17 protein-coding genes and 1 pseudogene are annotated in these 18361 nt (G+C 66.6%); 11 read left to right on the plus strand and 7 right to left on the minus strand.

Features of this window, described 5'->3' with window-relative positions; genetic code table 11:
• Positions 1-70: 70 nt before the first annotated feature.
• The 3 genes from BCY78_RS22160 (at position 71) to BCY78_RS22170 (ending at position 3345) form a co-directional block, all read left to right on the plus strand.
• Complete coding sequence (locus tag BCY78_RS22160) at positions 71-1693, plus strand: AMP-binding protein (RefSeq protein ID WP_068306205.1); 1623 nt, start codon at positions 71-73, stop codon at positions 1691-1693.
• Between the two features lie 81 nt (positions 1694-1774).
• Positions 1775-2794, plus strand: coding sequence for a hypothetical protein (locus BCY78_RS22165; RefSeq protein ID WP_068306207.1), 1020 nt, complete (start codon positions 1775-1777; stop codon positions 2792-2794).
• Between the two features lie 116 nt (positions 2795-2910).
• On the plus strand, positions 2911-3345 hold the full coding sequence (locus tag BCY78_RS22170) for a PACE efflux transporter (protein WP_068306209.1): 435 nt from the start codon (positions 2911-2913) through the stop codon (positions 3343-3345).
• A gap of 30 nt (positions 3346-3375) precedes the next feature.
• Here BCY78_RS22170 and BCY78_RS22175 read toward each other — a convergent pair whose 3' ends face one another.
• The 6 genes from BCY78_RS22175 to BCY78_RS22200 all read right to left on the minus strand — a co-directional run bounded on the left by BCY78_RS22175 (position 3376) and on the right by BCY78_RS22200 (position 8999).
• On the minus strand, positions 3376-4299 hold the full coding sequence (locus BCY78_RS22175; protein WP_158515990.1) for an SPOR domain-containing protein: 924 nt from the start codon (positions 4297-4299) through the stop codon (positions 3376-3378).
• Positions 4300-4467: 168 nt separating this feature from the next.
• Entirely contained in the window at positions 4468-5100 is a 633-nt protein-coding gene (gene upp / locus BCY78_RS22180) for a uracil phosphoribosyltransferase (protein ID WP_068306211.1), read from the minus strand.
• Positions 5097-6095 carry an adenosine deaminase gene (locus BCY78_RS22185; RefSeq protein ID WP_083195243.1) on the minus strand — a complete coding sequence of 333 codons (999 nt, stop codon included), beginning with the start codon at positions 6093-6095 and terminating at the stop codon, positions 5097-5099. Before BCY78_RS22185 ends, upp begins: the two co-directional genes overlap by 4 nt.
• Positions 6092-7303, minus strand: coding sequence for a phosphopentomutase (locus tag BCY78_RS22190; RefSeq protein WP_068306213.1), 1212 nt, complete (start codon positions 7301-7303; stop codon positions 6092-6094). Before BCY78_RS22190 ends, BCY78_RS22185 begins: the two co-directional genes overlap by 4 nt.
• A complete protein-coding gene (locus BCY78_RS22195; RefSeq protein WP_068306215.1) occupies positions 7300-8595 on the minus strand; it encodes a thymidine phosphorylase in 1296 nt (431 codons plus the stop codon). The genes BCY78_RS22190 and BCY78_RS22195 overlap by 4 nt, the downstream gene beginning before the upstream one ends.
• The gene (locus tag BCY78_RS22200; protein WP_068306217.1) at positions 8595-8999 is read right to left on the minus strand and encodes a cytidine deaminase; all 405 of its coding nucleotides are present in this window, start codon (positions 8997-8999) and stop codon (positions 8595-8597) included. The genes BCY78_RS22195 and BCY78_RS22200 overlap by 1 nt, the downstream gene beginning before the upstream one ends.
• A gap of 271 nt (positions 9000-9270) precedes the next feature.
• Here BCY78_RS22200 and BCY78_RS22205 point away from each other — a divergent pair, with 271 nt between their 5' ends.
• A complete protein-coding gene (locus tag BCY78_RS22205) occupies positions 9271-11562 on the plus strand; it encodes an NADP-dependent malic enzyme (protein ID WP_068306220.1) in 2292 nt (763 codons plus the stop codon).
• Between the two features lie 62 nt (positions 11563-11624).
• Here the strand turns inward: BCY78_RS22205 and BCY78_RS22210 are convergent, their stop codons facing one another.
• A complete protein-coding gene (locus tag BCY78_RS22210; protein ID WP_139103279.1) occupies positions 11625-12122 on the minus strand; it encodes a hypothetical protein in 498 nt (165 codons plus the stop codon).
• Between the two features lie 334 nt (positions 12123-12456).
• Here BCY78_RS22210 and prpE point away from each other — a divergent pair, with 334 nt between their 5' ends.
• From prpE to BCY78_RS25405, 7 genes and pseudogenes are all read left to right on the plus strand, one after another.
• On the plus strand, positions 12457-14349 hold the full coding sequence (prpE, locus tag BCY78_RS22215) for a propionate-CoA ligase PrpE (protein ID WP_068306222.1): 1893 nt from the start codon (positions 12457-12459) through the stop codon (positions 14347-14349).
• 227 nt (positions 14350-14576) lie between these two features.
• Positions 14577-14957 carry an Hpt domain-containing protein gene (locus BCY78_RS22220; protein ID WP_068306223.1) on the plus strand — a complete coding sequence of 127 codons (381 nt, stop codon included), beginning with the start codon at positions 14577-14579 and terminating at the stop codon, positions 14955-14957.
• Positions 14954-16357 (plus strand): sigma-54 dependent transcriptional regulator, encoded by a 1404-nt coding sequence (locus BCY78_RS22225; RefSeq protein WP_068306225.1) that lies wholly within the window; start codon positions 14954-14956, stop codon positions 16355-16357. The genes BCY78_RS22220 and BCY78_RS22225 overlap by 4 nt, the downstream gene beginning before the upstream one ends.
• Positions 16354-17193, plus strand: coding sequence for an SDR family NAD(P)-dependent oxidoreductase (locus tag BCY78_RS22230; protein ID WP_083195244.1), 840 nt, complete (start codon positions 16354-16356; stop codon positions 17191-17193). The genes BCY78_RS22225 and BCY78_RS22230 overlap by 4 nt, the downstream gene beginning before the upstream one ends.
• A gap of 72 nt (positions 17194-17265) precedes the next feature.
• Positions 17266-17469, plus strand: coding sequence for a twin transmembrane helix small protein (locus tag BCY78_RS22235; protein ID WP_139103280.1), 204 nt, complete (start codon positions 17266-17268; stop codon positions 17467-17469).
• Position 17470: 1 nt separating this feature from the next.
• Positions 17471-18043 carry a cob(I)yrinic acid a,c-diamide adenosyltransferase gene (locus BCY78_RS22240; protein WP_068306230.1) on the plus strand — a complete coding sequence of 191 codons (573 nt, stop codon included), beginning with the start codon at positions 17471-17473 and terminating at the stop codon, positions 18041-18043.
• Between the two features lie 194 nt (positions 18044-18237).
• Positions 18238-18361, plus strand: a pseudogene (locus BCY78_RS25405) (electron transfer flavoprotein subunit beta/FixA family protein); the annotation flags it as partial.

The raw sequence follows: 18361 nt of genomic DNA on the forward strand, positions 1-18361 counted from the left end.
TTCGGCGGCTCGATCTGCCGCCAATATGGCTGACCAGAAAGACGAAACCTTGGCAAGAGGGAGAGATTGCATGGGTTGGTTGGCGGATGAATCGGGGCTGGAGAAATGCGCGGCGAACTATGTGCCGCTGACGCCCCTGTCACACCTCAACCGGGCGGCGGATCTGTTCCCCACGCGTGAGGCGCTGGTCTATGGCACGGACCGTTGGACCTATGCCGAGTACCATCGCCGGGTGACGAAGCTGGCCTCGGGGCTGGCGAAGCTGGGCGTGGTGCCGGGGAATGTCGTGTCGGTCCTGCTGCCCAACGTGCCCTCCCATGCCGAGGCGCATTTCGCGGTGCCGGCGGCGGGGGCGATCCTCAACTCGATCAACACGCGGCTCGATTTGGATACGGTCGCCTATGTCCTTGAGCACTCGGGGGCGAAGGTGGCCATCATCGACAGCTCGCTGGTGGAACTGGTCGAGCGCGCCTGCATCATCATCGGCGGCGGGCCGAAGATCGTCGAAGTGCCGGATGCGCAGGCGGGCGTCGCGGCCTCGGGTCGGCATATGGTCTATGAGGATCTCGTGGCCTCGGGCGACGAGGATTTCGCTTGGGTCATGCCTGAAGACGAATGGGAATCTCTGGCGCTGAACTATACCTCGGGCACCACGGGGCGGCCCAAGGGCGTCGTTTACCACCACCGCGGCGCGTATCTGGCCACGATGTCCCAGCCGATCAGCTGGCGCATGACGCTCTATCCGCGCTACCTGACCATCGTGCCGATGTTCCATTGCAACGCCTGGTGTCACCCCTGGATGATCCCGGCCCTCGGCGGCGCGATTATCTGCCTGCGCGACATCACCGCGAAGGGGGTCTATGACGCCATCGCCGATGAGGGGGCCACCCATTTCGGCGGCGCGCCGATCGTGTTGAACACCATCATCGCCGCCAAGGAGAGCGAGCGGAAACCCTTCGACCATGTCGTCGAGGTCTTCACCGCCGGCGCCCCGCCCCCTGCCGCGACCTTGGCCGCAATCGAGCCGCTCGGCTTCAACGTCACGCAGGTTTACGGCCTGACCGAGACCTATGGCCCCGCCACCGAATGCACCTGGCACGAAGGCTTCGACGCCCTGCCCGATGCCGAACGCGCGGCGGTGAAAGCCCGAACCGGGGTGAAGATGCCGTTCATGGAGGAGATCACCGTTCTCGACAGCGAGATGCAGCCCGTGGCCCGTGACGGCGCGGCCTTGGGCGAGATCATGCATCGCGGCAACGGGGTGATGAAGGGCTATTTCCGCAACCCCGAGGCCACGCGCGAGGCCTTCAAGGGCGGCTTCTTCCATTCCGGCGACATCGCCTTCCGGTATGAGGACGGCTACATCAAGATTGCCGACCGCTCGAAGGACATCATCATCTCGGGCGGCGAGAATGTGAGTTCCGTCGAGGTCGAGGGCGCCTTGGCCCACCATCCCGCCGTCTCGCTCTGCGCCGTGGTCGCCAAGCCCGATGACAAATGGGGCGAGGTGCCTTGCGCCTTCGTCGAGCTGAAGGACGGCGCAGAGGCCACCGAGGCCGAGCTCATCGCCTTCGTGCGCGAGCGTCTCGCCGGGTTCAAGACACCCAAACGCGTGATCTTCCATGATTTGCCCAAGACCTCGACCGGCAAGATCCAGAAGTTCGAGCTGCGCGCGCTGGCGAAAACGCTCTGACACGCCCCCTCTGGTGCCTGTGGGCTGCCTCTTGTAGCATGGGGCAGACCCACAGAACAAAAAACGGGCGGCAGTTGAGGCATGACGGCGCTTGATAAATACGCGCGGCTCGAAGGGTCGGGCGTCTGGCGGGCAGGTCCCGACGATCAGCGACGCGACGTGGTCGTGGGGCTGGGGGAATCCAGCCTCGTCATCTCGGACGCGAAATCGGGCCAGGCGCTGAGCCATTGGTCCCTGCCGGCTGTCCAGCGCCGCAACCGGGGCACGCGCCCCGCGGTCTACACCCCCTCCGAAGGCGATGACGAAACGCTGGAGCTGGAAGACGCCCTGTTGATCGAGGCGCTCGAGACGATCCGCAACGCCTTGAGCCCCAAGCCCCCCCTGCCCTGGCTGCGGCTGGGCCTCGCCGGGGCTGCGCTGGCGGCGGTGCTGGTGGGGGTGCTCTATCTGCCGGCGGTGCTGGTGGCGCGGACCGCGGCCATTGTGCCGCCCGCCGCGCGCGATCAGATCGGCCGTGACGCGCTGGACGAACTCCTGGAAAGCGCCGCGGGCGAGCGCGTCTGTGCCGACCCCGAGGGGCGGCAATCCCTCGCCATTCTGCGCAACCGCATCCTTGGCGGTGACTGGCGCATCGTCGTCGTCGCGGGCGTGCCCGGCGCGCAGGCCGCGCATCTGCCCGGTCAGGTCGTGGTGCTGGGCGAGGCGCTGCTGGCGCGGCTCGACAGCCCCGAGGCCCTCGCCGGCTACATCGGCGCCGAGGCCTTGGCGCGACAGGCCCGTGACCCGCTGTTGGACACGCTGCGCTATGCCGGGACCGGGGCCACGGTCACGCTGCTGACCACCGGCAACCTGCCCGAGGACGCCCTGCGCGGCTATGCCCGCCAGCGCCTCGCCGCCGCGCCGGCCTTGCCCGATGCCGCCGCAATGGGCGCTTGGTTCACCGAGCGCGGCCTCTCGCCCACGCCCTACGCCCTGTCCCTCCCGTCTGAGCGTCACGCGCTGGCCGAGGCCCTCGCCGACAGCGCCGGCGGCACCCGTAGCGGCGATCCGCTGCTCAGCGATGGCGAATGGCTGACCGTGCAGGCGATCTGCGCCCGCTGATCGCCCCAGCAGGCTTGAAAACCGGGCGCCGGACGGGCATATCCAAAGACGTGAGGACGACCTCCCCCTGATGGGCAAAGGGCCGGGACGACCCGGCGTGCACACAAGAGGTTGCCATGCGCTCCCCCCTCGACCGTCTTCGTCATGCCCTCAGCTTCGAGCTGATTGCGCTACTGCTTGTCGTCCCCCTCGGTGCCTTCGCCTTCGGCATGCCGCTACAGGATATCGGCGTGGTCAGCGTGGTCAGCGCCACGCTCGCGACGCTGTGGAACCTGCTCTACAACTGGCTGTTCGACCTTGCCCTGCGCCGGACAACCGGCACGACGCTGAAATCGCCCCGCATCCGCCTGCTGCATGCCGTGCTGTTCGAGGGCGGGCTGCTGATCGTGCTGATGCCCTTCATCGCCTGGTACCTCGGCGTCTCGCTTTGGCACGCGCTGGTGATGGACCTGTCCTTCGCGCTTTTCTACATGGCCTACGCGCTGGCCTTCAACTGGGCCTACGACCGGCTGTTCCCGCTGCCGGAATGGCAGAAGGCGCCGCAGGCGTAGGGTGGGGTTTCACCCCACCTTTCCCTGACCTTAGCGAACGAAGGCGTCGCGATAGCCCAGCGCGCGGGCATGGGCCAGCGCCCGGTCCCGTGTCGCGGCATCGGTGAACGGCCCGGCCAGCACGATCTGGAACTCCGACCCGCCCGAAGCGGCGCGGCCCATCGCTACCGGCAGGCCATTGGCCTGCAGATGCCCGATGGCGGTCATCGCGTTGGACTGGCGGGCATAGGTCCCGACCTGAATATACTGGCCGTTGGTCATCCGGCCCGTCGCCTGCTGTTGCGACGGCTGCGGCGCGGCTTGTACGCCCGCCGTGGTGCCCATGGTCGAGACCGAGGGACGCGGACTGTCACCGACCGGGTTGGTCGCCAGCTCGCCATGCAGATAGGCGTCCTGCCAGCGCGAACCGCCCTGCGGACGCACGGCGCCATAGCCGACACCGGCGCGCGGGTTCAGCCCGTCCCAGGCCGCCCAATCATTGCGACGGCGCGGCAGCGGGGGCTGGGCCACCTCGGACGGATAGACCACCGGCGGCTGCGGCGCGGTCACGACCTGCGGGGCACGGGCGGTCCGGGTGCGCGTGCGGGCGGGGGCTGCCGGCGCAGGCTCATAGGCGGTGACGCTGGAGGGGGTACGCACGCGGATGCGCGAGCCGCTCTCGGCGGGCGCGGCGACGGTCACCGGGGCCGGGGCGGGCGGCGGCGTGACCGAGCCCTGCGCGGTCGCCTGAACCGGGGCGGCGCCCCCCAGAGTGGGCGCATAGCCACACATCGGGCGGCGGTCGTCGCCGAAACGCGGCACCCAGCTGATGCCGCCGTTGAACCCGGCGCGCACGAAGACGCAACCGTTCGAGTCGACATATTGCGTCGCGGCGTAATCGGCGGGCGGCTGTTCGGCCGGGGACCGACCGCTCTGGGCCGAGGCACTGCCGGCCGCCGCCACGATCACGAGCATCCCGGCAAGGCGTTTTGCCACTAGATTCAAGGCAACCATTCTGACCCCCTGTTACCGCGTGCCAGAATGCCCTGCCGATTCGGTCGAGTAAAGGCCCGACCCGGGACTGATTCGCGAATCGGTGCCATCCTGCCGCAGGCGCAAGCGAATCGCCCCTGCGGCGGGCGTTTACTTGGTGCCGAACATGCGGTCGCCCGCATCACCCAGACCCGGCACGATATAGCCATGGTCATTGAGGTGATCATCCAGCGCCGCCGTGACGATCCGCACGTCCGGATGCGCTTCCTTCATGCGCTGCACGCCCTCGGGCGCGGCCAGCAGGCACATGAAGACAATATTCGTCGCCCCCGCCTGCTTGATCAGATCGATCGCCGCGGCCGAGGAGTTGCCGGTGGCCAGCATCGGGTCGACGACCACGGTCCAGCGGTCCTGCAGGTCCGAGGGCAACTTGTTGTAATACTCGACCGGCTGCAGCGTCTCGGGGTCGCGGTAGAGGCCGACAAAGCCCACGCGCGCGGCCGGGATCAGCTCCAGAATACCATCGAGCAGGCCGTTGCCCGCGCGCAGGATCGACACCAGCGCCAGTTTGCGGCCTTCCAGCTTCGGCGCATCCATCTCGCAGATCGGGGTCTGGATCTTGACGTTATGCGTCGGCAGCTCGCGGGTCGCCTCGTAGGCCAGCAGCATCGAGATCTCACGCAGCAACTGGCGGAATTTCGACGTCGAGGTCTCCTTGTCGCGCATGATGCTGAGTTTGTGCTGCACCAGCGGATGGGTGACGATAGTGAGATGGTCGCTCATGCTTTGCCCTCGACGATGTTCAGAATTCGGTCGCGCGTCTGGGCGTCGCAGAAAGCGGCGCGCGCGGCGTCCGCGTTGATGGCGCGGAAATCCTCTTCTGTCCAGCCGAAGGTCTGGGCCAGCGTCTCGTATTCCTTGACCAAAGTGGTGCGGAAGAAGGGGGGATCGTCGGTCGAGAGGGTGATCTTCACCTCGCGGTCGCGCAGCTTCGCCACCGGATGGTCGGCAAAGGTCGGGTAGACGCCAAGGAAGACGTTCGAGCCCGGGCAGACCTCCAGCACCACGCCGTCCTCGGCGATCCGATCGACCAGCGCGAGGTCGTCGATGGATTGCACACCATGGCCGATGCGTTCCACCTTCAGATGGTCCAGCGCATCCGTGACCGATTGCGCCCCACCCCATTCGCCGGCATGGGCGGTCAGCCGCAGCCCTGCCTCGCGCGCGCAGTCGAAGGCCCAGGTGAAGTCCTTGGGATGGTGCATCTTCTCGTCGCCCGCGAGCCCGAAGCCGGTCAGGAAACCGTTCCGGGTCTCGGCCGCACAGAGCGCGGTCTGGCGGGATTTCTCGGGCCCGAAATGGCGGATCGCGGTGACGATGCCTTTCAGCGTGATGCCCATGTCGCGCTGGCCGATGGCCGCAGCTTCCTCGATGGCATGCAGGTATTCGCGCCACGCGGACACATCGCCGCCGCCGCAGAAATCGGGCGACAGGAAGGTCTCGGCATAGACGACGCCGTCCTTCGCGCGGTCTTCCAGCACGGCGAGCGCGAGGCGGTGAAAGTCCTCAGGCGATTGCAGGGTCGAGGTCGCAGCCTCGTAGACCTCGAGGAAATGCCAGAAGTCGCGGTAAGCGTAGCCCCCGTCCTCGGTGAAGATCTTCGAGATATCGAGGTTCTTCTCCTTGGCGAGGCCCCGGATGAAGGCGGGTGGCGCGGCCCCTTCGAAATGCAGGTGCAATTCGACCTTGGGCAGGGCGGGATCGATTTTTTCGGTCACAGGAAGCTCCTTCCGGGGCCGGTTTCGGACAGGCCGAGATGGGTGGCCAACGAGGCCGCAACATCGACGAAGGCGCACAGGCCGATCTCGCCCGCGCCCGCGCCGTGGACCAGCACCGGCACACGCTCGCGGGTGTGGTCGGTGCCGCGCCAGCTGGGGTCGTTGCCGTGGTCGGCGGTGAACAGGGCGACGTCGCCGGGTTTGAGGCGGCTGAGGAAATCGCCGAGCGCGAGGTCGAAGGTTTCGAGCGCGCTGGCGTAGCCCGAGATGTCGCGGCGGTGGCCATAGAGGCTGTCGAACTCGACGAGATTGACGAAGGTGAGCGAGCCCTCCTCGGCCTCATCCGCCAGCCGCAGCATGTGGTCGATCAGGTCGGCGTCGCCCTTGCCCTTGTGCAGATGCGAGACCCCGCGCTGGCTGAAGATATCGCCGATCTTGCCGACGGCATGGACGACGCGCCCCTCGGCCTGCGCCCAATCCATCAGCGCGGGGGCCGGTGGCTCCATCGCGTAATCGTGGCGGTTCGAGGTGCGTTTGAACGCCCCCGGCGCGCCCACGAAGGGCCGGGCGATGACGCGGCCGACCCGGCGGGCATGGAGCAGCGGCGCGAGGTCTTCGCAGAGCTTGAGCAGCCGGTCCAGGCCGAAACTCTCCTCATGCGCGGCGATCTGGAACACGCTGTCGGCCGAGGTGTAGCAGATCGGCCAGCCGGTCCGCATGTGTTCTTCGCCCAAGGCCTCGATGATCGGCACGCCCGAGGCATGGCAATTGCCGAGGATGCCCTCCGTCCCCGCCAATTCGCAGACCCGCGCGGTGAGTTCGGCGTCGAAGGCGGGTTCGGTCTTGGGGAAATAGGTCCATTCCCAGGGCACCGGGACGCCCGCGAGTTCCCAATGGCCCGACGGCGTGTCCTTGCCGCGCGAGACCTCGGTGGCGGCGCCCCAACGGCCCTGCGGCTCGGCCCCGAGACCCGGCGCACGCAGGCCCGAGGCCAGCGCGATCGCCCGCCCCAGCCCGAGGCGGTCGAGATTCGGCAGATGTAGCGGGCCAGAGCGGCCGTCCTCGGCCCGGCCTTCGGCAAAGGCCTCGGCGATATGGCCCAAGGTGTTCGAGCCGGTGTCGGGCATGCCGTCGTTGAAGAAGCTGTCCGCGTCGGGCGCGCCGCCGCAGCCGACGGAATCGAGGACAATCAGGAAGGCGCGGGTCATGCGACATGCTCCTGTACCAAGGGCGCCGCCACGGGGGCCGCGCCGAACCGGGCGGCGGCCTGCAGGGCGGCGATGGCGGCTTCGGCCCCGGCCTCGTCGGCGGCATGGACCATGGCCAGCGGGCGATCCGGACTCAGCGTATCCCCGGGCTCGGCAATCTCGGAGAAGCCGACGCGCGGGTCGACCACATCGTCGCCCTTGAGCCGCCCGCCGCCCAGATGCACCACCGCCTCGCCGACCGCGCGGGTGTTCCAGCCGGCCAGAACGCCCACGCCCGGCACCGGACGGATCACCGGCGCCTTTGGCAGATGCTCGGCGTAGCGGGTGACGAAATCGCGCGGGCCACCTTGCAGGGCGACCATCTGGCCAAACCGCTCAGCCGCCTCGCCACTGTCGAGCGCCCCCCGGATCATCCGCGCCCCGGCCTCGGCATTGCGCGCCAGCCCCGCCAGCACCAGCACCTCGCCGCCCAACGCGCAGGTCAGCTCGACCAGCCGCGCGGTGGGGTTGATGCCGGTCAGCGTGTCCATGACCTCACCCACTTCCAGCGCGTTGCCGGCCGTCAGGGCCAGCGGGCGGTCCATGTCGGTAATCAGCGCCGAGGTCTTGCAGCCCGCGCCATTCGCCGTCGAAACCAGCGACTGCGCCAGTCCCCGCGCCTGATCAGCCGAGGGCAGGAAGGCGCCCGAGCCGACCTTCACGTCCAGCACCAAGGCCTCAAGCCCCGCCGCCAGCTTCTTCGACAGGATCGAGGCGGTGATCAGGTCGATGCTCTCGACCGTACTGGTCACGTCGCGCACGGCGTAGAGCCGCTTGTCGGCCGGCGCGATGCGCGAGGAGGCCGAGACGATGGCGCAGCGGCTCTCATGCATCAGCGCGCGCAGACGGACCTCGGAGACATCGACCATATAGCCGGGGATTGCCTCCAGCTTGTCGAGCGTCCCGCCCGTGTGGCCCAGCCCCCGGCCTGAGACCATCGGGACATAGGCACCGCAGCAGGCCAAGGCGGGGGCCAGCAGCAGCGAGATGGAATCCCCCACGCCGCCGGTCGAATGCTTGTCCACCACCGGCCCCGGCAGATCCCAGCGCAAGACGTCACCCGAATCCCGCATTGCGCGGGTCAGGGCGACGCGGCAATCCTCAGGCAGGCCTTTGAGCAGGACGGCCATGGCAAAGGCGCCGGCCTGCGCATCTGTCACCGCGCCGCTGGCCAAGCCCGCCGCGAACCAGCGCATGCCCTCCGCGGTCGGGCGGCCATCGCGGACGGCTTCGATGACGGCGCGGGCATCCATCAGGTGCGATCCATCTGATCTGCGTCGAAGGCGCCGGGCAGCAGCTCGCCCATCGTCATCACCAGATCATTGCCCTCAAGGTTGGTCATCGTGACCTTCACCTCGGGGCCGCTGAACTCCTTCAGCTTCTGCCGACAACCACCGCAGGGCGTCACCGGGCGCGAGCTGTCCGCCAGCACCAGAACCTCGGCGATCTGCGTCTCGCCGGCGGCGATCATGGCGGCGATGGCGCCCGCCTCGGCACAGGTGCCTTGGGGATAGGCGACGTTTTCGACGTTGCAGCCGGAATAGATCGTGCCCGCGACGGTGCGGATCGCCGCGCCCACGGCAAAGTTGGAATAGGGAACATAAGCGTTCTTGCGAACGGCAAGGGCGGCATCCAGAAGCGGGTTGGGAGACGGCATGACAATGTCCGGATAATTGACCAATTGATCCAGCTTCGCGCTTCCGTCCCGCCGATGCAAGGCCCGCAACCGGGAGGCACGGATGTCCCCCGCGCATGACCGAACGGAACGTGCTATGACCGGGACAATGCGCGGCAAGGCAGGGAACGGAGGCCCTGTCGCCCCGTCAAGGCTGCCTTTCGCGCAGCGGCAAGCTGTCGGGATTGGCGGCGCAAAAGGAATAGTTTAAGGCTGAACAAAATCTGGAAGGCTGGTTTCGAGGGAGGGACCCATGAGCGACGCGAAGAAGGACGAGGCCAAGCAGGCCATGCGCGCAGCGGCGCTGCATTACCACGAATTCCCCAAGCCCGGGAAACTGGAGATCCGCGCGACCAAGCCGCTGGCCAACGGCCGCGACCTGAGCCGCGCCTATTCGCCGGGCGTGGCCGAGGCCTGCCTTGAGATCAAGGCCGATCCGACCACCGCCGCCCGCTACACCACGCGGGGCAACCTCGTCGGTGTCGTGTCGAACGGCACCGCGGTGCTGGGGCTGGGCAATATCGGCGCGCTGGCCTCAAAACCGGTGATGGAGGGCAAGGCCGTCCTCTTCAAGAAATTCGCCAATATCGACTGCTTCGACATCGAGCTGCACGAACCCGACCCCTACAAGCTGGCCGAGATCGTCTGCGCGCTGGAGCCGACCTTCGGCGCGATCAACCTTGAAGACATCAAGGCCCCCGATTGCTTCATCGTCGAGCGGATCTGCCGTGAGCGCATGGGTATCCCGGTCTTCCACGACGATCAGCACGGCACGGCGATCGTCGTCGGCGCCGCCGCGACCAACGCGGTCAAGCTGTCGGGCCGTGAGTTCGGCGACATCAAGGTTGTCTCCACCGGCGGCGGGGCGGCGGGCATCGCTTGTTTGAACATGCTTCTGAAACTGGGCGTGAAGCGCGAGAATGTCTGGCTCTGCGATATCCACGGTCTGGTCTACGAGGGCCGCGCCGAGGACATGAACCCCGAGAAGGCCGCCTTCGCCCAACCCTCGGACCTGCGGACCCTTGGCGAGGTGATCGACGGCGCCGACCTGTTCCTCGGGCTCTCCGGCCCCGGCGTGCTGAAGGCCGAGATGGTCGCGCGCATGGCCAAGGACCCGATCATCTTCGCGCTGGCCAACCCCACGCCCGAAATCATGCCCGACGAGGTGGCCGAGGTCGCGCCGGGCGCGATCATGGCGACCGGGCGCTCGGATTATCCGAACCAGGTCAACAACGTCCTGTGCTTCCCGTTCATCTTCCGGGGCGCGCTGGATGTGGGCGCGACGCAGATCAACGACGCGATGCAGATCGCCTGTGTGGAAGGCATCGCCAAGCTGGCCCGCGCCACCACCTCGGCCGAGGCAGCAGCGGCCTATCAGGGCGAAACACTGACCTTCGGGCGCGACTACCTGATCCCGAAGCCCTTCGACCCGCGGCTGATGGGCGTCGTCGCCTCGTCGGTGGCGAAGGCGGCGATGGAGACGGGCGTGGCGACCCGCCCGCTCGAGGATATCGAGGCGTACAAGAACGGGCTCGACCAGTCGGTGTTCCGCTCGGCCCTGCTGATGCGCCCGGTGTTCCAATCGGCCCGCGCGGCCTCGCGCCGGCTGGTGTTCGCGGAAGGCGAGGACGAGCGCGTCCTGCGTGCCGCGCAAGCCGTGCTGGAGGAAACCACCGAGGTGCCGATCCTGATCGGCCGCCCCGAGGTGATCGAGCGCCGGCTGGAACGCTACGGCCTGCCGATCAAGCCGGGCCGTGATTTCGAGGTGGTGAACCCCGAGAACGACCCGCGCTACCGTGACTATTGGGAGACCTATCACTCGCTGATGGCCCGTCAGGGCGTCACGCCGGATACCGCCCGGGCGATCCTGCGCACCAACACCACCGCCATCGGCGCGATCATGGTGCACCGGGGCGAGGCCGACAGCCTGATCTGTGGCGCCTTCGGCCAGTATCAGTGGCACCTCAACTACGTGCGGCAGGTGCTGGCGCGGGGCGGGCTGCGTCCGGTCGGCGCGCTCAGCCTGATGATCATGCCTGAGGGACCGCTGTTCGTGGCGGACACGCAGGTCAACCACGAGCCGACGCCGCAACAGGTGGCCGACACGGTGATCGGTGCCGCCCGTCACGCCCGCCGCTTCGGCGTGGTGCCGAAGGTGGCCCTGTGCTCGCATTCGCAATTCGGCACGTTGGACACGGAAAGCGGGCGGCGGATGCGCGCGGCGCTGGAGATCCTCGATGATCGCGGTGTGGACTTCGAATACGAGGGCGAGATGCATGTCGATGCGGCGCTCAACCCCGAGGTCCGGGCGCGCCTGCTGCCGGAATCGCGACTGGATGGCGTGGCGAACATCCTCGTGTTCGGGACGACCGACGCGGCCAGCGCGGTGCGCAACATCCTGAAGACCCGCGCCGATGCGCTGGAGGTCGGGCCGATCCTGATGGGCATGGGCAACCGCGCGCACATCGTCACGCCGTCGATCACCGCGCGGGGCCTGCTGAACGTCGCGGCCATCGCCGGGACGCCGGTGTCGCATTACGGGTAATGAGAAAGGGCCGGCGGGATAACCGCCGGCCCTCGTCGGATTGTGGCGCCTAAAAGCGCTGGTTATTGCGGACGCTGGATCAGCGTCACCTCGAAGGATGCGACACAGCCCTCGACGGTATCGAAATTACGGATATCCCCGACGAGACGGATCTGGGCGGTGTTCGCACGCAGCCGGCTATTGCTGGGCGTCTGTCTGCGGACACGAACCTCGGTGCCTTCCGGCCAAGTGTAAGGAACCGCGGAAATCGAGGCACCGTTGGCGGCCTGCCATTCTCGTGTAGCGCGCCCCGAAAGGTTCACGTTATAGGCAAGGCCATCGGTGAAGAGCGACAGAAACGTGTTGTCACCATTGTCGCCAATGCCCGAGGGACGGAACCGCGCGGTCACGCCCATTGAGCCACCATACCCTACGGCTTGGCATGCAGCGTTGAAGTTGTGGATGTATCCGTACCCCCGCCATTCAACGCGCTGCGCCTGAGCGGCAGCGGGGACGAGGGCGGCGGCGAGGGTGAGAGCCCCAAGCGGGGCCGAAACGTGACGGAAAAGTTTCCTGAGCACGGTGATCTCCAGATTTTTAAAAGATTAGGTCATTAGAGCATGCAAAACGCATGTTTTAAGAGAACCGGAGCGCAATGGCCCTGTCAACTGAAAGGCGCACCAGCACTGGGTTCTGCGAAGGCTGTTTCCTGACGGACACGCCGTGGCCCGAGACCTTTGCTTTGCAAAGATCAAAGTGCCCTAAGGCCAAAACTTTGCGCCCGCCAAGTTTGCAAACATCACTTGCGAAGAGGTGCAAAAAATTGTCGCAGTGGCCGATTGTCCCCCGGTAACACAGTTGCGGGACGGCAAGTCGGAAGCGTAACACTCGTCGCAGGACGAGGAGGAGGTTTCCATGAGTTACGCCGAATTGTATCGCCGCTCGATCGACGATCCCGAGGGATTCTGGATGGAGCAGGCCGGGGAAATCGACTGGGTCCAACCACCCTCGAAAGCCCTGTTTGCCGACAATGCCCCCCTGTACGAATGGTTCAAGGACGCGCAGGTCAACACCTGCTGGAACGCCGTTGACCGCCATGTCGAAGCCGGGCGCGGCGATCAGCTGGCGATCATCCATGACAGCCCGATCACCCATTCGACCAAGGGTATCACCTACCGCGAATTGCGCGACCGGGTGGCCTCGCTGGCCGGGGCGCTGCGGGCAAAGGGGGTCGAAAAGGGCGACCGCGTCATCATCTACATGCCGATGATCCCCGAGGCGCTGGAAGCGATGCTGGCCTGCACCCGTCTGGGGGCGATCCACTCGGTGGTCTTCGGTGGCTTCGCCGCGAACGAGCTGGCCGTGCGTATCGACGACGCCAAGCCCAAGGCGATCATCGCCGCCTCCTGCGGATTGGAGCCGGGCCGCGTGGTGCATTACAAGCCGCTGCTCGACGCCGCCATCGAGGCCGCGACGCACAAGCCCGACTTCACGGTGATCTTCCAGCGCGAGCAAGAAGTCGCGAAGCTGATCGAGGGGCGCGATTTCGCCTGGCACACCTTCCAATACGGCGTGGAGCCGGCTGAGTGTGTTCCCGTCTCGGGCGATCACCCGGCCTATATCCTCTATACCTCGGGCACGACGGGCCAGCCGAAGGGCGTGATCCGTCCGACCGCCGGGCATCTGGTGGCGCTGAACTGGTCGATGAAGGGCCTCTACAATGTCGGCCCGGGTGACGTGTTCTGGGCGGCCTCGGATGTCGGCTGGGTCGTCGGCCACAGCTACATCTGCTACGCCCCGCTGATCACCGGCTGCACCACCATCGTCTTCGAGGGCAAACCTGTCGGCACGCCCGACGCGGGCACCTTCTGGCGGGTGATGCAGAACCACAAGGTGAAGAGCTTTTTCACCGCCCCCACCGCCCTGCGCGCCATCAAGCGTGAAGATCCGAACGGCGAATTCATCAAGGAATACAATCTGAAGAACCTTCAGGCCCTGTTCCTTGCCGGTGAGCGCGCGGACCCTGCGACGGTGGAATGGGCGCAGCAACATCTGGGCATTCCGGTCATCGACCATTGGTGGCAGACCGAGACCGGCTGGGCCATCGCCGGCAACCCCTTGGGCATCGAGCTGATGCCGGTCAAGGTCGGCTCGCCCACCGTGCCGATGCCCGGCTATGACGTGCAGGTGCTGGATGAGGGCGGCCACCCCCTGCCCCGCGGCGAGCTCGGTGCCATCGCCATCAAGCTGCCGCTGCCGCCGGGCACCCTGCCGACGCTGTGGAATGCCGAGGCGCGGTTCAAGAAATCCTACCTTGAGCATTTCCCCGGCTACTATGAAACGGGCGACGCGGGGTTCATCGATGCGGACGGCTATGTCTCGATCATGGCGCGCACCGATGACGTGATCAACGTGGCCGGCCACCGGCTGTCGACCGGCGGCATGGAAGAGGTCCTCGCGTCGCATCCCGATGTCGGCGAATGCGCGGTGATCGGCGTCACGGACGAGCTGAAGGGCCAGTTGCCGCTTGGGTTCCTGTGCCTCAACAAGGGGTCGAACCGGCCGCATGAGGAGGTCGTGAAGGAATGCGTGAAGCTGGTGCGAGACCAGATCGGCCCGGTCGCGGCCTTCAAGCTTGCCTGCGTCGTGGACCGTCTGCCGAAAACCCGCTCGGGCAAGATCCTGCGCGCGACGATGGTGAAGATCGCCGATGGCGAGAGCTTCAAGATGCCGGCGACGATCGACGATCCGGCGATCCTTGATGAGATCGCCGAAGCCTTGCGGGGCTTGGGCTACGCCAAAGCCTGAACGGCACCAACTGAAATAGCGTTAGCGGAAACGGCCCGTCCCAGGCGGGCCGTTTCCTTTTTCGCGTTTAAGTAGATGTCATTGCAACTCGACTGACACAACGTTAAGGAAACGCGTCCCTGAATGCAGGCAAGACGTGTCGGAACCAAAACCGGATTCATCCCTTGATTGTGGCCCGGTTCCGCCGCAATCTCGGGCCACGGTGACAAGTATGATTACCAAAGACTATGGATGACAGCTTCTTCATGGGCGCGCCGAAGGACACCGCACCGGGCATTGACGGCACCGTTCTGACCTCTCTCTTCGCGATGGGAGACGACGATCTGCGCGTGGCGCTGAGTGCGCAGCTGCGAGCGGATTTCCAGCGGATCCGCGATGCACTGGACAGCGAGGACGGCTATCGCGTCGGCCGCGCCGCGCATGAGTTGAAAGGCCTCGCCGCCACCGTCGGCGCCAATAAGCTGGCCGATATGGCCCGCAGCGTCGATGCCGTGGCCGAAGGCATGGCTGCCCCGGCGCTGGCCGTTGTCATTGTTCCCCTGCAGCGCGAAATCGACGTGGTGCAGGCTCATATCTCTGCGGTTTCCGAGAGTACCCAATCCCTATGACTGCCCGACAACCTGCCGATACGATCCTACTGATCGAAGACACCCCCTCGCTGCAAATGATCTACAAGGCGGCGCTGACGCGCGCCGGTTATGAGGTCGAATGCTGTGGCACCGCCGCCGAGGGGATGGCGGCCTTCCGGCTCCTGAACTCGGCCATCGTGCTGCTGGACCTGATGCTGCCGGACCGCACCGGCCTTGAGGTCATGGAAGACATCCTGCGTGATGCACCGCAGACCTGCGTGATCGTCATCACCGCCAACGGCTCGATCAACAAGGCCGTCGAGATGATGCGTGCCGGTGCGCATGAGTTCCTCGTCAAACCCTTCGACGACCAGCGCCTGATTGCCGCGATCGAGAACGCCCGCAAGGCCCTGCGCCACCGGCCCGCCGCCGCCCCGCGTGAGGACGAGGCCGCCGAGCCCGCGATCCTGCCGCCCTTCATCGGCCATTCCAAGGCGATGCTGGATGTCTACGGCAAGATCCGCTCGGTCGCCCGCTCGATGGCGACGGTGTTCATCACCGGCGAAAGCGGCACCGGCAAGGAGCTTTGCGCCGAGGCGGTGCACCAGACCTCGGCCCGTGCCGGTGGCCCCTTCGTCGCGCTGAACTGCGGCGCGATCCCGGTCGATCTGCTGGAATCCGAGGTCTTCGGCCACCTTCGCGGCTCGTTCACCGGGGCGATCAACGACAAGATCGGCGCAGCGGCGGCCGCGGACGGCGGCACGCTGTTCCTCGACGAGATCTGCGAGATGGACCTGAACCTGCAGACGAAGCTTTTGCGCTTCCTGCAGACCTCGACCATCACGCCGGTGGGCGCCACCAAGCCGCGCAAGGTCAACGTGCGGATCATCTGCGCCACCAACCGCAACCCGCTGGAAGAGGTCCGTCGCGGCAATTTCCGCGAGGATTTGTACTACCGCCTGCATGTCGTGCCGATCCACCTGCCGCCCCTGCGCGACCGCGAGGACGACGTCAACGAAATCGCCGACAAGCTGATCGTGCAGATGGCGCGCGAGGAAGGGCACGATTTCTCCGGCCTCTCGCCCCGCGTGCGCGAGCTGTTCCGCACCCTGCCCTGGCCGGGCAACGTGCGGCAGCTGATCAACGTGCTTCGCAACGTGGTGGTGCTGAACGAAGGCCCGCTGGTCACCGTCGACATGCTGCCGTCCGACCTGCTGGGCGACCGCGCTCCGGCACCGGCACAGCCCGAGGTCACGCCCGGCCTCACCCTGCAAAGCCTCGCCGGCCGCACGCTGGCACAGATCGAGCGGATCGTCATCGAAGACGCCCTCGCCCGCCACGGCGACAGCGTGCCCAAGGCCGCGCGCGAATTGGATGTGTCGGCCTCGACCATCTACCGCAAGCGCGAGGCCTGGGATAAGGCCCAGAGCCGCAAATGAGCCAACCGATGCGCTCGATCCTGATCACCGGGTGTTCCTCGGGGATCGGCTATCATTGCGCGCATGACCTGCGTGCGCGGGGCTGGCGCGTCTTTGCCTCGTGCCGCGCCGAGGAAGATTGCCAGCGCCTGCGCGCCGAAGGGTTCGAGAGCCCACGCCTCGACTACACCGATGAGGCCAGCCTGCGCGCCGGCCTCGACACGGTGCTGGCCGCGACCGGCGGCACGCTGGATGCGCTCTACAACAACGGCGCCCATGCCATCCCCGGCGCGGTCGAGGATCTGCCGACCGACGCGCTGCGCACCATCTTCGAGGCCAATGTCTTCGGCTGGCACAACCTGACCCGCATGGTGATCCCGGTGATGCGCGCGCAGGGCCATGGCCGGATCGTCAATTGCTCCAGCGTGCTGGGGTTCGTGCCCTACCGCTGGCGCGGGGCCTATGGCACCTCGAAATACGCGCTGGAGGGCCTGACCCGGATCCTCGCGCTGGAGATGGCGGATACGCCAATCAAGGTCGTGCTGCTGCAACCCGGCCCGGTGACCTCGAAGATCCGCGAGAACTCGATCCCCTTCTTCGAACGGTTCATCGACTGGCAGAACAGCCCCCGCCGCGCGCAATACGAGGCCGACCTGCTGGACCGCCTCTACAAGCCCGGCGCCAAGAAGGACCGCTGGGAGCTGGGCCCCGAAGCCGTCGCGGTTGCACTGAACCGCGCGCTGGAGGCCGCGAACCCGCGCCCGTCCTACAAGATCACCACCCCCACCAAGGTGATGGGCTGGGTGCAGCGCCTCATGCCCGAAGGTTGGGTGGCCCGCTTCCTCGCCCGGCAATAGTGCGACGCTTTGGGATTTGGATTCGCGGCCCATGGGCGCTAGATAGGCGCCAAAGCCCCGGAGGTTCCCATGCTGCTGCAAGACCCGCTGTTCATCACAGCCGCCATCGCCGCACTGATCGTGCTGGCCATCCTGATGTTCGGCATCGGCAGTTTCGCTAAGGGGGGTGAGTTCAACAAGCGCAACGCCAACAAGATCATGCGCTGGCGTCTGGGCGCACAATTCATCGCCGTCGTGCTGATCGTCGGCTTCGCCTGGATCCGGTCGCGGGGCTGACATGGTTGTTCTGAGCAAGATCTACACCCGCACCGGCGACAAGGGCGAAACCGCGCTGGGGAATGGCAACCGGGTGCCGAAGGACGACCTGAGGGTCGAAGCCTATGGCACCGTCGACGAGACCAACGCCACCGTCGGCCTCGCCCGCCAGCACGCCAGCGGCGAGATGGACGCGGCCCTGATGCGCATCTCGAACGACCTGTTCGACCTTGGCGCCGATTTCTGCCGCCCGGATCTGGCGGGCGACGCGACGGCGGAATACCCGCCGCTGCGCGTGATTGACGCGCAGGTCGACCGGCTGGAGGCCGAGATCGACGCGATGAACAAGGACCTGAAGCCGCTGCGCAGCTTCGTGCTGCCGGGGGGCTCGGCGCTGGCTGCCCAGCTGCATCTGTGCCGCACCGTCAGCCGCCGGGCCGAGCGTCTGGCCGTGGCCCTCGCCCGCGAAGGCGATGTGAACCCGGCGGCGGTCAAGTACCTCAATCGGCTGTCCGATTGGTTCTTCGTCGCCTCGCGCGTGGCCAATGACGGCGGCGACGGCGATGTCCTCTGGGTGCCCGGTGCCAACCGCTGATCCTGCCCTCGCGTCACGCCGGCACATGCGGCGCGCGTTGTCGCTAACACCGCAGCCGACGCGGCGTCCCCAAGACGAGAGGGGTCGTTTTTTCCCTGTTTTCCCCTTGGCAGGCGCGCTAGGAAACGGGGCAACGTTCAACCGTCCGCCGGTCTTTCCGGCCGAGCGGGCAGCGATAAGGGAGTGTAACGCCCATGAAAGTGCTCGTACCCGTGAAGCGGGTGATCGACTACAACGTGAAGGTTCGCGTGAAGGCGGACGGTTCTGGTGTCGATCTTGCGAACGTGAAGATGTCGATGAACCCGTTCGACGAAATCG

The sequence above is a fragment of the Pararhodobacter sp. CCB-MM2 genome, assembly GCF_001691415.1.
Classification (GTDB): Bacteria; Pseudomonadota; Alphaproteobacteria; order Rhodobacterales; family Rhodobacteraceae; genus Pararhodobacter.

Bases quoted from the DNA above. Each gene is read 5' to 3' on its own strand.
- BCY78_RS22160 (WP_068306205.1), top strand. From the start codon at position 71: ATGGGTTGGTTGGCGGATGAATCGGGGCTGGAGAAATGCGCGGCGAAC.
- BCY78_RS22190 (WP_068306213.1), bottom strand. From the start codon at position 7,303: ATGACCCGCGCCTTCCTGATTGTCCTCGATTCCGTCGGCTGCGGCGGC.
- BCY78_RS22175 (WP_158515990.1), bottom strand. From the start codon at position 4,299: ATGCTCGTGATCGTGGCGGCGGCCGGCAGTGCCTCGGCCCAGAGCGGT.
- BCY78_RS22225 (WP_068306225.1), top strand. From the start codon at position 14,954: ATGACTGCCCGACAACCTGCCGATACGATCCTACTGATCGAAGACACC.
- BCY78_RS22240 (WP_068306230.1), top strand. From the start codon at position 17,471: ATGGTTGTTCTGAGCAAGATCTACACCCGCACCGGCGACAAGGGCGAA.
- upp (WP_068306211.1), bottom strand. From the start codon at position 5,100: ATGAGCGACCATCTCACTATCGTCACCCATCCGCTGGTGCAGCACAAA.
- BCY78_RS22205 (WP_068306220.1), top strand. From the start codon at position 9,271: ATGAGCGACGCGAAGAAGGACGAGGCCAAGCAGGCCATGCGCGCAGCG.
- BCY78_RS22195 (WP_068306215.1), bottom strand. From the start codon at position 8,595: ATGGATGCCCGCGCCGTCATCGAAGCCGTCCGCGATGGCCGCCCGACC.
- BCY78_RS22200 (WP_068306217.1), bottom strand. From the start codon at position 8,999: ATGCCGTCTCCCAACCCGCTTCTGGATGCCGCCCTTGCCGTTCGCAAG.
- BCY78_RS22220 (WP_068306223.1), top strand. From the start codon at position 14,577: ATGGATGACAGCTTCTTCATGGGCGCGCCGAAGGACACCGCACCGGGC.
- prpE (WP_068306222.1), top strand. From the start codon at position 12,457: ATGAGTTACGCCGAATTGTATCGCCGCTCGATCGACGATCCCGAGGGA.
- BCY78_RS22170 (WP_068306209.1), top strand. From the start codon at position 2,911: ATGCGCTCCCCCCTCGACCGTCTTCGTCATGCCCTCAGCTTCGAGCTG.
- BCY78_RS22230 (WP_083195244.1), top strand. From the start codon at position 16,354: ATGAGCCAACCGATGCGCTCGATCCTGATCACCGGGTGTTCCTCGGGG.
- BCY78_RS22165 (WP_068306207.1), top strand. From the start codon at position 1,775: ATGACGGCGCTTGATAAATACGCGCGGCTCGAAGGGTCGGGCGTCTGG.